15 protein-coding genes and 1 riboswitch are annotated in these 13,839 nt (G+C 47.1%); of the genes, 6 read left to right on the top strand and 9 right to left on the bottom strand.

The annotated features are described in order from the left end of the window. The first annotated feature begins 115 nt into the window (after positions 1–115). From J0L70_RS01070 to aroA, 4 genes are all read left to right on the top strand, one after another. Positions 116–430, top strand: a complete 315-nt coding sequence (locus tag J0L70_RS01070) for a hypothetical protein (RefSeq protein ID WP_017290578.1) — start codon at positions 116–118, stop codon at positions 428–430. A 343-nt stretch (positions 431–773) separates the two neighbouring features. Beyond that, positions 774–898, top strand: a riboswitch (cyclic di-AMP (ydaO/yuaA leader). 116 nt (positions 899–1,014) lie between these two features. Then, the gene (locus J0L70_RS01065) at positions 1,015–1,638 is read left to right on the top strand and encodes a universal stress protein (protein WP_197693233.1); all 624 of its coding nucleotides are present in this window, start codon (positions 1,015–1,017) and stop codon (positions 1,636–1,638) included. A gap of 114 nt (positions 1,639–1,752) precedes the next feature. Then, complete coding sequence (locus tag J0L70_RS01060) at positions 1,753–3,348, top strand: cation:proton antiporter (RefSeq protein ID WP_287452730.1); 1,596 nt, start codon at positions 1,753–1,755, stop codon at positions 3,346–3,348. A gap of 55 nt (positions 3,349–3,403) precedes the next feature. After that, entirely contained in the window at positions 3,404–4,771 is a 1,368-nt protein-coding gene (gene aroA / locus J0L70_RS01055; RefSeq protein ID WP_017290582.1) for a 3-phosphoshikimate 1-carboxyvinyltransferase, read from the top strand. A 238-nt stretch (positions 4,772–5,009) separates the two neighbouring features. Here aroA and J0L70_RS01050 read toward each other — a convergent pair whose 3' ends face one another. From J0L70_RS01050 to J0L70_RS01030, 5 genes are all read right to left on the bottom strand, one after another. Further along, positions 5,010–5,393 carry a RidA family protein gene (locus J0L70_RS01050; RefSeq protein WP_017290583.1) on the bottom strand — a complete coding sequence of 128 codons (384 nt, stop codon included), beginning with the start codon at positions 5,391–5,393 and terminating at the stop codon, positions 5,010–5,012. Continuing rightward, complete coding sequence (locus J0L70_RS01045; RefSeq protein WP_190648936.1) at positions 5,383–5,973, bottom strand: shikimate kinase; 591 nt, start codon at positions 5,971–5,973, stop codon at positions 5,383–5,385. The genes J0L70_RS01050 and J0L70_RS01045 overlap by 11 nt, the downstream gene beginning before the upstream one ends. Continuing rightward, positions 5,974–6,501: a LapA family protein gene (locus J0L70_RS01040; protein WP_017290585.1), complete on the bottom strand. Its 528-nt coding sequence runs from the start codon at positions 6,499–6,501 to the stop codon at positions 5,974–5,976. A gap of 43 nt (positions 6,502–6,544) precedes the next feature. After that, positions 6,545–7,594, bottom strand: a complete 1,050-nt coding sequence (locus tag J0L70_RS01035; RefSeq protein ID WP_017290586.1) for a spore photoproduct lyase family protein — start codon at positions 7,592–7,594, stop codon at positions 6,545–6,547. A 62-nt stretch (positions 7,595–7,656) separates the two neighbouring features. Further along, the gene (locus J0L70_RS01030) at positions 7,657–7,896 is read right to left on the bottom strand and encodes a hypothetical protein (protein ID WP_190648933.1); all 240 of its coding nucleotides are present in this window, start codon (positions 7,894–7,896) and stop codon (positions 7,657–7,659) included. Between the two features lie 726 nt (positions 7,897–8,622). Here J0L70_RS01030 and J0L70_RS01025 point away from each other — a divergent pair. Beyond that, entirely contained in the window at positions 8,623–9,018 is a 396-nt protein-coding gene (locus J0L70_RS01025) for a PadR family transcriptional regulator (RefSeq protein WP_287452728.1), read from the top strand. On the opposite strand, the gene J0L70_RS01020 is transcribed toward J0L70_RS01025, so the two are convergent. The 4 genes from J0L70_RS01020 to J0L70_RS01005 all read right to left on the bottom strand — a co-directional run bounded on the left by J0L70_RS01020 (position 9,015) and on the right by J0L70_RS01005 (position 12,919). After that, on the bottom strand, positions 9,015–10,169 hold the full coding sequence (locus tag J0L70_RS01020; RefSeq protein ID WP_017290589.1) for an MlaD family protein: 1,155 nt from the start codon (positions 10,167–10,169) through the stop codon (positions 9,015–9,017). The two genes, J0L70_RS01025 and J0L70_RS01020, sit on opposite strands and share 4 nt — an antisense overlap. Positions 10,170–10,176: 7 nt before the next feature. After that, a complete protein-coding gene (locus J0L70_RS01015) occupies positions 10,177–11,010 on the bottom strand; it encodes an ABC transporter ATP-binding protein (protein WP_316428615.1) in 834 nt (277 codons plus the stop codon). A gap of 48 nt (positions 11,011–11,058) precedes the next feature. Next, a complete protein-coding gene (locus tag J0L70_RS01010) occupies positions 11,059–12,117 on the bottom strand; it encodes a hypothetical protein (protein WP_017290591.1) in 1,059 nt (352 codons plus the stop codon). A gap of 331 nt (positions 12,118–12,448) precedes the next feature. Next, positions 12,449–12,919: a DUF4385 domain-containing protein gene (locus J0L70_RS01005; RefSeq protein ID WP_017290592.1), complete on the bottom strand. Its 471-nt coding sequence runs from the start codon at positions 12,917–12,919 to the stop codon at positions 12,449–12,451. Positions 12,920–13,161: 242 nt separating this feature from the next. Here J0L70_RS01005 and J0L70_RS01000 point away from each other — a divergent pair, with 242 nt between their 5' ends. Next, positions 13,162–13,827, top strand: a complete 666-nt coding sequence (locus tag J0L70_RS01000; RefSeq protein WP_287452725.1) for an SDR family oxidoreductase — start codon at positions 13,162–13,164, stop codon at positions 13,825–13,827. Positions 13,828–13,839: the final 12 nt, after the last annotated feature.

Raw genomic sequence — 13,839 nt, 5'->3', positions numbered from 1 at the left:
AACGCAGATATTCAGAACTGCATAGTATCTCTAGAGGAGGAAAGCTACGGGACTAACACGGGGTCGCTACGATTTCAATTCCTAGCAACGTCAATGTTTGAGGAAAGAGTTGTTTATGCAAGTTTTGTTAGTGGTTTCGGGATTATTTTACGTAGCCGTGATGCCAGTTCTCTTCATTAGCTGGCTCGAATTTTTCCGTCATGATCAAGATGATTTAACCAAGAAAGAGCAACGGATATCAGGCTTAGTGATTGCGATCGCGTGTCTATTTTGGGTCATCGTTCTCCCCTTCGCTTACTTAGAACTTCTGGATAAATTTAAGCGTTCTAGCCGTGCCGCAAGACTCTATCAAAAAATGTTAACGGCTCCGAAAATCCAATCCTTAACGCCACCCGAAGATTTTCCCTGTTCTAATTTCTCGAACAACTGAGTGACATTTGCAACCAATCTGTATCTCGTGAGAGAAGACAAAGCGGCTGCATTTAGAAAATACTAAAGGTGGAAATGGAAGAAATTTGCTGTCAAGAACAATACAATATGTGAGGAAAATGGTACGCTCCAGTACCAGTTGTTATAATGGCAATGATTCTGCTACCGAGGCTGACTCGCTTACGTCCCTCGTTTTGTCTTATAAGTAGCAGTTCTTTCTCGCATGTCCGTATTAAATTAGCCAACAGCAAGATCAAACCAGAGTACCTGGTTTTTTGTTGTGGGTGCTTTTGTCAACACTTTAGGGAAGTCAATCTGTGGGTCGCTTAATTTGAATCTAAGCCCTTTTTAGGGTGCTTGAATTCAAAACGGAGGAACCAATTTTTGGGGCGAATCTCAAACACCCGTTTGAGAAAGACACCTTCCAGTCTTAGCCCGTCAGCTAACTCCGTCAGCATTGGGAGGATTCTCCAGAACGCAGTTCTCTGCGATTATGGTGTCCTGAATTTCGATCGTCTATCTGCGATCGTCAAAAATCCCTCACCCACCTCTCAGCCCTGTGTAGTTAGGAGAGGTTTCAAACTCGTGAATATTCATTCGATGCTCGTACGGCTCCAAGGCACGCTTGGACGGACTGATTTGGTTCAGAAAATGCTGCTGATGGCAGGTACAAGCCATGCCGAGGAGCCAGAAATCAATCTGGTCGTTGGTTATTCTCATTCGCCGAGTAGTCAGACGGCGCTGGATCTGACATTATGGATTGCTCACCAAACACGCTTGGCAACGGGTAAACAGGTGACGGTTCAAGTCGTGTATGTGATTGATGATGGCGTGATGAACCGGATTCCGGTTTTTAATAGCACCTCGAAACGCTCGAAAAAAGAAGCGGGAAATGAGTGGCAGACCAGCCGAACTGCGATCGCGGAATTAGAAACGATGGCAAGTCCGCAGTTTGGGATGGCGGAACTGTTTGAGCAAGCCGATCGCATCTTATGGAATGCGCGCTGTATGGCGGAAGAATGGCGCGGTTCCCTGAAGACGCATTTGCGGTTTGGGCGCGTTGCAAAAGAGTTGAAGGAAGTTGTCGAGGCTGAGAAGGCTTCGCTGTTGATTTTGGGATGTGATACAGGCGACCATCCGCTGGTGAGGCAATTGGGGGTGCAGTTCCCCTGTCCAGTGTTGGGAATTCCGTCTGTGTTGGAAGATTAGGGTGAACCATCGGCGATCGCGGAGATTTAGCCGATCGCCTGGTTCAAAAAGTAAGCTTAGTTCCCCAACGAAAGGTATGGTTTTTAGTGGCGTTGGGGTAGAAGCTCAGAACTTATGACAGGAAAAATATTAGCGATCGCGGTGGGTGATCAGGGTCAGTTCGCGCAGTTAGTGACGGTACTGATTATTTTGCTGTTGGTGGCGACGATTGTGGCATTGCTGTCGCGACGGTTAAGAGTGCCTTATGTGACGGGATTGGTGCTGGCAGGAGTCGCGATCGCGGAATTTCTGCCTCGAAAAGTTGGATTAGATTCAGCGCTGATTATTAATTTGTTTCTGCCCATTTTGCTGTTTGAGGCAGCGATTAATACTGATATTAGTCGGTTAAGAAGTACGCTGAAGCCGATTTTGCTGCTCGCAGGTCCAGGCGTGTTGATCGCGGTTGGAATTACGGCGATCGGACTAAAATTTGGCTTGGCATTGGAGTGGATTCCAGCGCTGTTGGTTGGAGTGATTTTGGCGATTACGGACACAGTGTCGGTGATTGCCGTGTTTAAAGAGGTGGAAGTTCCCTCCAAACTGATCACGATCGTCGAAGGAGAAAGCCTATTTAACGACGGCATTGCGCTGGTGCTGTTCAGTTTGGTTTTGAAATTTAATTCGACTGGTAGCATTGCGCTGACTGATGGGATTCGCGAGTTGGTGGTCGTGATTGTTGGCGGACTCGCGGTTGGCTTGGTTCTGGGGTATTTGGGAGTGGAATTGTATTTGCAATCCGAAGATGATCCACTCAGTAGTATTTTATTGACTGTGGCGATCGCTCTGAGTGCATTTCAATTAGGTCAATTTCTGCATGTTTCGGGTGTGGTAGCAGTCGTGATTGCGGGTTTGATGTTGGGAAACTTGGAGCGATCGCGCAAGGTTTCGGCATCGAGTCGGATCACGGTACTGAGCTTTTGGGAGTATGCGGGATTCGGAGTCAATACGTTTATTTTCCTGCTGATTGGGTTAGAACTGCGATTAGATACGTTGGGGCGAATTTTGCCTGCGGTCTTGCTGGCTGTGTTGGCATATCAGATTGGGCGGATGTTGGCAGTGTATCCCCTACTCGCATTGGTAGGAGTGTTTGATCGACCCATTCCGCTCAAGTGGCAACACGTGCTGTTTTTGGGCAATATTAAAGGCTCGTTGTCGATGGCTTTGGTGTTAAGTTTGCCATCGAGTATTCCGGGGCGAGAATCGCTGATTGCGATCGTGTTTGGGTCGGTGTTGTTATCGCTGGTTGTGCAAGGGGTGGGATTGCCGTTTATTGTTCAACGATTGAAGTTGGCTCATCGTTCCGAGGTGCAAGAGTGGGTCGAAGGATTGCAATCGCAGTTAATGACGGCAAAAGCAGCGCAGGATGAACTCGACACCTTGCTCAAAAGTGGGGTTTTGCCGAAGTCAGTATATGAGGAATTGCGATCGAGCTATCAAATTAAAGTGGCAGCAGCAGAGCGATCGCTGCGAGATTTTTACAATCGTCGCTCGGAGAAATCTACTGTCCTTACCTTTCAGGCATCTCGGTTTGATGCAGTGAAGCGACGGTTGTTATTAGCGGAAAAAAATGCCTTGAATGATGCGTTGCGTAAGCGAATTTTGTCTGAGGAAGTTGTGAAAGGCAGATTGAAAGCGATCGATGAGCAGTTGTTAAAGGTTGAGGATGATTGACGCTAAAGCTGCATTAACGGATGATAGCGAATGCTGTCTGTAATTTTATTGTGTTATGACTTCTGCGAACCCGTACAGTGAAGCGATCGCGCTTCATGTCACCGATGCTCACCACGATCTTGTGATTCAGCGCCCGAGTGCGGGACTGGCTTTGCAAGGTCGAATTCGGGTTCCAGGAGATAAATCGATTTCGCATCGGGCGTTAATGTTGGGCGCTTTGGCTCAAGGCGAAACCGTTATTCACGGATTGCTTTTAGGAGAAGATCCGAGAAGTACAGCCAGTTGTTTTCGGGCGATGGGAGCCGAAATCTCGGAGTTGAACACGGAAGAGGTGCGAGTCAAGGGAATTGGACTGGGCAATTTAGTCGAGCCTGTGGATGTTTTAGATGCGGGAAATTCTGGCACAACCTTACGATTAATGCTCGGAATTTTGGCATCGCATCCGGATCGATTTTTTACCGTAACCGGAGATGGATCATTGCGATCGCGCCCGATGTCTCGTGTCGTGAAACCCCTTCAGCAGATGGGCGCACAGATTTGGGGACGCAAGCAAAATTCGCTCGCGCCTTTAGCCATTCAGGGGCAGGTTTTGAAACCGATTCATTACCATTCGCCGATCGCGTCTGCTCAAGTGAAATCCTGTGTTTTACTTGCTGGATTAATGACGCAAGGAAAAACAACCGTCACCGAGCCAGCCTTGTCGCGCGATCATAGTGAACGGATGCTGCGGGCGTTTGGAGCAGATTTAACCGTTGACCCTGAAACCAATAGTGTGACCGTAACCGGACAGTCTCAATTGACCGGGCAGACGGTTGTTGTGCCGGGAGATATTAGCTCAGCCGCATTTTGGCTCGTTGCAGGGGCGATCGTACCTGGGTCAGATTTGACGATCGAGAATGTTGGGGTGAATCCAACCCGAACGGGTGTCTTAGAAATTCTCGAACGTATGGGAGCCGATATTACCTTGGAAAATCAGCGAGAAGTTGCAGGTGAACCTGTAGCAGATTTGCGGGTGCGTCACAGTGCATTGAAAGCGTGTGAAATCTCAGGCGATGTGATTCCAAGATTAATTGATGAGATTCCAATTCTGGCAGTGGCAGCGGCATTTGCAGAAGGAACCACGATCGTCAAAGATGCGGAAGAGTTGCGTGTGAAAGAGAGCGATCGCATTACTGTGATGGCGACGCAGCTAAATCAGATGGGAGCTTCGGTTCGAGAACTCCCGGATGGAATGGAAATTACAGGTGGAACGCCTCTGAAAGGGGCTGAAGTGGATAGCTATACGGATCATCGGATTGCGATGAGTTTAGCGATCGCGGCGTTGAATGCTGCGGGCACAACGACAATTCATCGGGCAGAGGCGGCAGCGATTTCGTATCCAGATTTCACGCCGACATTGCAGCGGGTTACGGGGTTAGGTTGATAAATTTTCGGAGAATCTCGGAAATTGCTTCCACCTGTAAATTTCGGGTTGATTTGTCGATCTCACTCTCCCGCACAGGGTTTTAAACCCCGTGCTAACTGTGCAAAGTCCCTGAACGGACTGAATCGCTATATTCTGGTAGTCTCTTTAGAGACTTCGCACGGTTAGACCGTGATTTTCAATCACGGGCGGGAAAGCGCAATCAATGATCAACCCAAAATTTACAGGTGGAATTGCTTTACGCAGCGGTGAGTGCTGCGATCGCTTCAACCTCGATTTTCAACCCTGGCACAAAAAGGCTCTCGACTTGTACAAGGGAACTTGCAGGCAAGTGCTGTTCAAAGTAGCGAAATAAAACAGTTCTAAGCTGACTCAGTTGTCCTAGCTCGGTAACGAATATCGTGACTTTGAGTAATCCTTGAAAGCTCGTCTTTTCTGCTTCGAGAATGCCTTGCATCTGTTCGAGAATCACTTCAGCCTGAGCGATTAGATCTTCGTCTTGTGCAGGTGTATTGAACGCGGTTAAGCCCGAAATAAACAGTAAGTCACCGTGGCGTACGGTATGAACATACGCACCTAGGGGTCTGTCAAGATGAGGATAATTTTTGCGTTCAATCTGCATTGGTTTGGAAGGGCATCTCCTTGTTCAACTGTTGAATCGCTTCATCCATTTGACGTTTACGATCGCATTCTTGCGCGATCGCTCTCAAAACTCGTTCTGTAATTTGATCAGGCGTTTCATCGGGCTGGATCAAGATATGAATGTCGGCTTGAGCATAGCGCGATCGACGTTCAGATAAAAGCTGGTTTAAACGTGCTCCTAAGTCTTGCTGCTGAAGTAAAGGGCGAGTCGTGTCATCACTCAGACGCTTTTGGATCTGCTCAACGGGTAAATCTAACCAAACAATTACGCCATGCTTTAAATAGCTCCAATTATCTGGAGCCACAACAATTCCGCCTCCGGTTGCAACAACCTTTCTCAACCGTGAAGAAACTTGAGATAACGTCGCCGTTTCGAGTTGCCGAAAAATGCTTTCTCCAGATTCAGCAAAAATGGTCGAAACACTTTGCCCAGTCGCTTGCTCGATAAACATATCCGTATCGAGAAATTCGTAGTTCAAGCGCTGTGCTAATAATTGCCCGATCGTCGTTTTTCCCACCCCCATCATGCCAATGAGAAAAACACTCACCCCGTTTAACATTTAGAACTCTTCCTCATCCAAATTTCGAGTCGGTGGTTTGATCACCTTATAGTCTGCATCCACAACGTCCGGCGGTGTAGTAGGTTCGCGATAGGTGTAGGAGTACGACGACCCAGATCGTGTTTCTGTAGTCGGTTCTTGACGCTTCTCGAACTCTTGCCGAGGACGATTGCGCGGTGTCTCTCCCCAATCATCACTCCCATCACTAAACCAATCGTCCGCATCCTCGCTTTTCGAGGGAGGGGATTGTTGACCGTAGGTGTAAACGCCTGCGGGTTTTGTCGATTGCCGAACCGTTTTACGTTCTGATCGACGCGCTGCAAATCGTGTTAATCCAAACAGGAAGTTGATGATGATTGTCGTTGCAATCCCAAGCGCGATCGCACCTAAAATCCACAACGACAGTGGCATCGTGGGAGATCGCACTCCTAGAAATACGATCGACATCGGCACTGTTGAATTTGACAGCGTGAAGATAACCAGAATGCCTGCTACCGCAAGGATAAAGACAAAGCGTAAAAGAGCCATGAGCAAAACCCACGATCTACGCTATCAGCTTAGCGTATTGAGCTTATGTCCAGTACAGAATTTTCCCATGTGGAAATCGCCGTGCTAATTCTCGCTCAAAGAACTGTCGCAATTCGCGCATCGTCTTCGCATCGTATACATATTTCATGCCGCCGAATTTATTCCGCTTCACAACTCGCGCAGACTCATCGAGATCTAACTTCGTATTCGGATACCAACTCAGGAGGACTTGCTTCGAGCCAGGTGTAAAGCGATGAGAAATCAGTTCAAAGGTCAGATCACAATCGAAGTCAATCAGCTCAGACATGCGATCGAGCAACTGTGTGTAATGCGCTTGCCAATCATCGATCGGCATAATCGGTGCGATCACAATGCCTAAAGGATAACCGCCTTCTAAACCTAATCGTCTCAGGGCTTGCAAGCGCTCCTCGACAGAAGCTGTGCCGCCTTCTAAGCGCTGACTCACGGGTGCAGCATTCACGCTGACTCGACAGCGCGTATGTCCATTGTGAGGCAGATCTAATAAGCCTTCCACATGACTGAACTTAGAAACCCATCTCAGATAGCCATCTTGGCGTGTACCGAAGTAACGAATACACTCGGCTAAGCTGCCCGTGAGATGCTCAATCCCCAGCGGATCAGTGTAGCAACTCACTTCATAGCTCGTCTCACGATTAGGATGCTCGTATCGAGCTAAGTTATCCAAAATCTGAGGGAGATTTGCATACACTCGAATCACAGGTGGCCCTGATAAACTGCCAGCGAGATAACAATACTGGCAATGCGCAGGGCAGCCTTCTGCAAGATGAAACTGCCAATCGGCAGAAGGTGGGATCGGACTGAGCTTGAGTTGACTTTGAGGAGCGGTGACGATCGCTAACGTTCGTTTCGCAATGCTGTAAGTCTCACGATCATCTTCTCCACGCAAGCCAGTCAAACGGTTTTTGGGAAGTTCTTCAATCGGTAAATCTAAGCTTTGAACTCGCTCTAAAATCTGTTGTCCCCACGGTTCATCTAATGCAGCGGGTGTAAAGAGAACTCGATCAGGCATCCAAAGCTTCGATTCGCGGGCTAAAACGGGACTCGCTACCATGCTGATTCATGCTTGCTACTTCTCTATTATGGCAAGGCTAAATTCAGCGAGGGTGGCGGGTTTTACGCCAGTTTGATCAGGTGGTTCCACACTTGTTTGAGGGCGCAATTGACGGCAATTTTTTCAGCGATCGAACAATCTGCTTTTTCAAACAAAGGTGCAAGCTGTTTGGCTTCGGTCAAACTAAAGCCATAGCTGCTTAGTTGCTGAGTATAAATTTGCTCACACACCGGATTGCGTCCTTGAGTCAGTAACTCTAAGTACTCTGTGTCTGACATTTCTAAATCGACAACGATTGACATTTCCTTCTCCGTGAATCGCTGCATATAGCATATCAGGGATCGCTTCATCTCTCTAAAGACTGAAGAAAGGGTTCGATGATCAAGATAATTTCTCGGGTTGTTCTTCTCTTAACGGCGATAGCTGCGTGACAGGTCAAAACTTACGGTTGCACAATTTCCGAGTCCGCCTCATGAATCCTGTATTAAATCGATGAGAATGATTAGGCTGATTGCAAAAATATTCTGCTAAAATCTAAACGCTCTCACCCGATTGGGGGATTGATAACAACCTTTTAGTAGAAATGTTAAAGCTGATGCTTCATGGAAATTGTTCTAAGAAATGTCTGGGTTGAGTAAAAGATCATTCTGATCATTGAGCAGGGGAATACTCCCGTTCGTCTGCTAGGATAAGTGCAGCTATTTTGTATCACATACTACAAAATTAGAGACGCTTTCCAGAGCGTTTTTGATCATCTGACCAACCTTACTGCACTTAATATTCTTCTAGCCGGAAAAAAGTCTGAGGCTGTAGGTTCGATTGCAGTCAGCGATCGAGATGTGTCAGGAATGAGGATGAGATCACAATCTATCTGCTTTGACCATCGATCAGATTGGCAATTGAACTCCAAACTCCAAGGCTATCACTCAGACAAATTGGGATTGTCTTGCTTTCTCCGAAATTTTCCGCAATTGGCAATGATAATGCCTAGCCCAGTGTAACTCTATTCGACGGTAGCTCTCCAAATCATGGACATTCAAACGATGGATGCTCAACGCCCCTTCACCCTGCAAGACATTTACCGATTCTTCCAAACGCCGCAGGTGATTTTCCTCAATCAGCAATTGACGGTTTGTTACCTGTTGTCGATCTTGGTTGAAAGCGACTCTTATGGGACTGAGTTTGTTCAGTCTTTAAAACAGAACTATCCGGGCTATCGACTCTCTGACACAATTTTGCAAAGTTCGCTGCGGTTTCTAGAGAAAGAAGGACTCGTCAGTAGTTATTGGAAAAAGCCAGAAAAGCGAGGTCGTCCACGCCGAATGTATCAGCTTTCCTCCTCAGCTCGACCCCAAGCCGAGGAACTTTCTACACTGTGGCGGGAGTACGTGCTAAACCATCCGATCGAGCCAGGAGATTCTTAGGGAGAAGGAGTCGGAGTTGGGTATGCGATGGGTTTAGGCGCTGCCAAAATTTGAGCGATGTCAGCCTGCTGTTGCAATTGCTGCGTTGAAGAAACTAGACCACTTAAACCATTGATCAGGCGCTTCAGATTGTCTCTTAACTGCGGATCACCGGTCAGTTCATCTAAGTCAGAGGTGATTTTCTGAGTGTTTTCAAAGGTTGCCCGTGCTGAATCTAATGTTTGTTGAAGCATTGTGATATTTGCGGGGTTGTTTAAGGTCACGGAGATATCCCGCAAGTTTGCAGAGGTTTGCACGGCATTCGCAGACAGGGTTTCTAAGTTGTTGATGAGCTGACTGCTTTCAACTCGGTTCAAAATCGGGCTGAGCCGAACGACGCTCGTGCGAAGCTCACTACTCGTTGCACTGAGATTGTCTAAGGTAGAAACGAGGGTCGATCGATTCGCGGCAATCAGATCATTAATTTGAGTAATGGTTAAAGTTGCTCGATCGGCTGTATTACTAATGGATCTGGCAGTTGCTGAAAATGTGCCAACTTCTTGACGTGCAGACTTAACTAAGCCCGTCACTTCGCGGCTCAGTTGAGCAATTTCCGCTGCTGCAACACTACTATTTTTGGTCAGAGCATTGATGTTGCCTGTAAATTGCGGATTGCTATACACATCTGCAAATTTGATCGTCGCTCGAATGAGTTCGTCAGTGCTAATTCCCATCACTCCTTGAATGCGAGAGTTTTCACACAGAATTAAATCTCGATTGCAATCTCGATCCAAGGGTTTACCTGGTTCAGCAGTCGCTACGAGATCTTTGAGGGGCGAAATGTCTAAAACAGTCTCCCCGAGTAGCCCGGTTTGATTCACACTCAACGTTGAGTCTCTGGGAATCACTAAATCCGCTGGTGCAATTTCTAGCTTCACTTCGACCCCATTTGCGCCAGCTGCAATGTTAGAGATTCTCCCGACATTGACTCCTCGGTAACGGACTGGACTCCCGACCTGAACACCGTTGATTGTCTCGAATTCTGCTACTACGGTAAAACTTCGATTAGCAGGATTCAGTCCCTTCAGCCAGAGCACTAGACCGCCAAACAGTCCCACGCCTGCCAAAATCATTAAGCCTACTGATCCTTCTCGAACCGTTCGCGATCGCATAACCCCTCTACCCTAATACCTGAATTGGTCCTTCTACACTGCCACTAAAGAACTGGCGAATCAATGGCTCATCGGTTGTGTCGATTTCATGGACTTTGCCTTCCCATTGCACCTGCCCGCGATGGAGAAATAAAACTCGATCGGCGGTGCGCCGAATTGTACTCTCTTGGTGCGTCACCATCACATAACTTTGACATCCCCGCTTCGGACATTGTAGCGATCGTACTAAATCTTCAATCACTGTTGATGCGATCGGATCGAGTCCAGCGGTCGGCTCATCATACAGCAGTACGTCTGGTGTATCGCTAGGATTATCAGGATTTGCCATGATTGCCCGCGCAAAACTGACTCGTTTTCTCATCCCACCCGAAAGCTCAGCGGGAAATCGTTGACTGATGCCGGATAATCCAACCATTTCTAGGCGTTCTTCAACGAGTTGGCGAATTCTTTGGCGAGGCAGCCGGGAATGTTGATATAGCAAAAATCCAACATTTTCCTCAACATTCAGCGAGTCAAATAGCGCTGCTTGTTGAAACACCATACTGATGTGTAGTGGATCAGCCGCATCTTCGATCAGTCCTTTCCGCCGTTTACCGCCGATATAGACCTCTCCCGAATCAGGGGCAAGCAGTCCTGCCATAATTCGTAGAACTGTAGATTTTCCAGTGCCGGAGGGTCCGATGATTGCAAGGGCTTCTCCACGATAAACGGTTAAATCGACCTGATCGAGAACGGCATTGTCCCCGAATCGTTTGCTGACACCTTTTAATTCAATCAATGGATCAGCCATGCCTGTCCTAAAGTGCGATCGATTATCGCCATTGTGCAATACCAATACCAAAATAGCGATTCTTGTGTCCGATCCGTTAGGACAGATGCAGAAATTGGCTTAACAAGATTTGAACATTAGTTTCCAGGCGATTTTTTCGACGATCGTGTTCACGCCTTCGTGATGCAGTTCGATCGGTTGCTTTTTCAAGCGTCGCAGTTCGGTCATGGCTTTGCGGGTGACCGCATGGCTGGTGTCATCGGTGAGTAAGAGCACTGCATCGGCGGTTTGAATCTGCTGCACGGCTTGATCGACAATCAGTAAGCCATCCTCAACCGTTGACCAGACAAAATAAACTTTCGGTAACTTTTCTTTTACATAAGTGCGTGTTGTCGTGTGTCCCCCAAAGACAACGACTTTGCCGCGTAAGTGCGTATAAGATTCTTTTTGTTCTTTTTCTTCGATGTCCGTTTCAGGTTTCGGCTTTTTTTCGAGGATTGCTTTGGGTTCGGATTGCGCTTGTGCCCAGAGTTTGCGGGCATGTGCATCCATGATTTTTAGCTTCTGGATGGCAGTGCCTTGCAGGGTAATTGGTTTGTCGCTTAACTCTTGAACGCGATTAAACAGAAACTCTACGACTTCATCTAAGCGATCGACTCCTTTCAAATCCTCTCGATAGTGATAAACGTCCATAGCTAAGTAAGAGGCATCATAGTAGCTGGTTTGTTCTCTAATGCGATCGAGAAGTTGTTCGGCAGTTTCGTGTCGTTCTTGGGTGAGTTTTTCGGCTTGGTGTCGGCTCATTTGCGCTTCGTATTCGCGCTGTGCTTGTTCTTCCCGCCGTTCTTCGATCACTTGCTTGATGAAGTCGATATCGGTTGTGTTTTCGCCGTTTTCTTCGAGGGATTGTCGGGCTTCGATCAAGCGGCGAGAGAGTTCAGGGAGATCGTTTTGGATCTGGCTGCGGTAATGTCGAATGGCTATGACTAATTGTTCATAAGTGTTGCGTGCTTGAGTATCGCCTTCTAAAATGCCTTTTTCATCGAAGCCGCGTTTAAGATCTTCTAAGCGATTACAGTATTGCTCTAATCTTTGCTGTATTTCTCGCCGCGTATCCATAAGGACAAGTGTTTCTTGAGAGGCGGCTTCAAGATCATCGATCGAGAGGAAAGATTGCATCAGAGATTCCTTTTAGTAACTTGACTGGAGTGTTTTTTAAATATAGAGCCGTCCCGAACTCGTCTGAAATTCAGGATGGCTCAGGTGTGGGGTGATTCCACTCTATTTAGTCTGCCCATTGTACTGTCTGTTTGATTGTTTGCGGCGGACTAAATAATCCGCTTACGTAATAAATTTATTTTTATTCAGTTTAGATGCACAATGGAGATCTGAAATGTAAAGTACGAACGAATCGGTGTATTCAAATGCTATCGCGATCGAGAACCTGAGTTAAGGCAGTTTTTTAGCCAGAACCAGAATGCGGAGTGGGGGCTGTCGGAAGTCGGCTTTTTCAGTCTAAAACTTGCGCTTCAGCAGACTGTTTTCGATGGCGATCGCGCAGTTCAATATAGAGTGAATCAGTTTTAGCAAGCTGCCATTTTTCGTAGAAAATTTGAGCGGATTCGGCTTTCACTGGATCTTCGACGCGAGGCAGAACGACTTGAGCGTCTTTGTCATACTTTCTTCCTGATTTGTGATTTGCATAGCGTCGAGCGCGCGTATACCCCATCTGTAGAAATTTACGCGCCATGTCCATGCCCACAAAATCTTGTTGAGCTTTGTAGTTGAGAAAGAGTTGATAAATTGCGTCTGCAGATTGACGAGCAATCTCTGGCGTTTTGAATCTCCAGTGCGGCAATATCTCGCTTTTGTAGGGTTCAACGAGCAATACGCCTTGCTCACCTCGACCCATACGATACAGTTCGGGATGCTGGCGAAAGTCGATCGCTTTAAAGTCCAGTGAGTAATCAAACTCTTGCATGAATTGAATCTTAAGCTAACGATTTAGGTTTACACGATGTCTAAAGTTAGCGAATCGACCAACTGAGAGAGATTTATAGCAATCCGGTTTGAGTGTAAAGGCTCAAAAGAGTGGGGATTGGGGAGTTACTAAGGGAACAACTTCTTACTTCACAACTGAATCTAGGGCGGCTATAGAACAAGCTGGAAAACACCGATTTCAGGTAGGCTATGAATAAGTTTTAGACGTGTTCCTCTAAGTGTATGGCTACTTATTTGGTGACAGGCGCAAATCGAGGCATTGGATATGAATATTGCCGTCAATTACAGGCGCAAGGTCATGAGGTGATTGCAGTTTGTCGAACTGCTTCTGAAGAATTGCGGCAGCTAGGGATTCGAGTTGAAGAAGGGATTGAACTCACCTCAGAATCTGCGATCGCAGAGTTACGATCGCGCTTAGGTGAAATGACGATCGATGTTCTGATCAACAATGCGGCAATTGCCAAACGAATTGACCTCAGTCATCTAGATGTTGCGAGTATTCGAGAGCAGTTTGAAGTGAATGCGATCGCGCCGCTAAGATTGACTCATGCACTGCTGCCTTTGCTCAAGTCAGGCTCTAAAATTGCGCTGATGACAAGCCGAATGGGGTCGATCTCAGACAATACGTCTGGCGGTTCTTATGGTTATCGGATGTCAAAAGTTGCCTTGTCCATGGCAGGAAAATCACTGGCTCACGATCTCAAGCCTCAAGGCATTGCTGTCGCAATTTTGCATCCTGGTTTGGTGCAAACCCGAATGACACACTTTACCGTAAACGGGATTACTCCGGAGACCTCTGTTAAAGGACTATTGCAGCGAATCGAACAGCTTTCATTAGACAATACAGGGACGTTTTGGCATTCTAACGGGGAAGTTCTGCCGTGGTAAGTAGAGGGTGAT

Source organism: Leptolyngbya sp. UWPOB_LEPTO1, assembly GCF_017302695.1.
GTDB lineage: Bacteria > Cyanobacteriota > Cyanobacteriia > Leptolyngbyales > Leptolyngbyaceae > Leptolyngbya > Leptolyngbya boryana.
Note: the sequence above shows the minus strand (reverse complement) of the source record. Positions and strands in the feature narration are given on the sequence as shown.

What these genes read in the sequence shown, in the direction of transcription:
- J0L70_RS01045 (WP_190648936.1), bottom strand. Translation starts at nt 5,973, where the DNA reads ATGTTAAACGGGGTGAGTGTTTTTCTCATTGGCATGATGGGGGTGGGA.
- J0L70_RS01005 (WP_017290592.1), bottom strand. Translation starts at nt 12,919, where the DNA reads ATGCAAGAGTTTGATTACTCACTGGACTTTAAAGCGATCGACTTTCGC.
- J0L70_RS01050 (WP_017290583.1), bottom strand. Translation starts at nt 5,393, where the DNA reads ATGCAGATTGAACGCAAAAATTATCCTCATCTTGACAGACCCCTAGGT.
- J0L70_RS01025 (WP_287452728.1), top strand. Translation starts at nt 8,623, where the DNA reads ATGGACATTCAAACGATGGATGCTCAACGCCCCTTCACCCTGCAAGAC.
- J0L70_RS01020 (WP_017290589.1), bottom strand. Translation starts at nt 10,169, where the DNA reads ATGCGATCGCGAACGGTTCGAGAAGGATCAGTAGGCTTAATGATTTTG.
- aroA (WP_017290582.1), top strand. Translation starts at nt 3,404, where the DNA reads ATGACTTCTGCGAACCCGTACAGTGAAGCGATCGCGCTTCATGTCACC.
- J0L70_RS01000 (WP_287452725.1), top strand. Translation starts at nt 13,162, where the DNA reads ATGGCTACTTATTTGGTGACAGGCGCAAATCGAGGCATTGGATATGAA.
- J0L70_RS01070 (WP_017290578.1), top strand. Translation starts at nt 116, where the DNA reads ATGCAAGTTTTGTTAGTGGTTTCGGGATTATTTTACGTAGCCGTGATG.
- J0L70_RS01030 (WP_190648933.1), bottom strand. Translation starts at nt 7,896, where the DNA reads ATGTCAATCGTTGTCGATTTAGAAATGTCAGACACAGAGTACTTAGAG.
- J0L70_RS01040 (WP_017290585.1), bottom strand. Translation starts at nt 6,501, where the DNA reads ATGGCTCTTTTACGCTTTGTCTTTATCCTTGCGGTAGCAGGCATTCTG.
- J0L70_RS01060 (WP_287452730.1), top strand. Translation starts at nt 1,753, where the DNA reads ATGACAGGAAAAATATTAGCGATCGCGGTGGGTGATCAGGGTCAGTTC.
- J0L70_RS01010 (WP_017290591.1), bottom strand. Translation starts at nt 12,117, where the DNA reads ATGCAATCTTTCCTCTCGATCGATGATCTTGAAGCCGCCTCTCAAGAA.
- J0L70_RS01035 (WP_017290586.1), bottom strand. Translation starts at nt 7,594, where the DNA reads ATGGTAGCGAGTCCCGTTTTAGCCCGCGAATCGAAGCTTTGGATGCCT.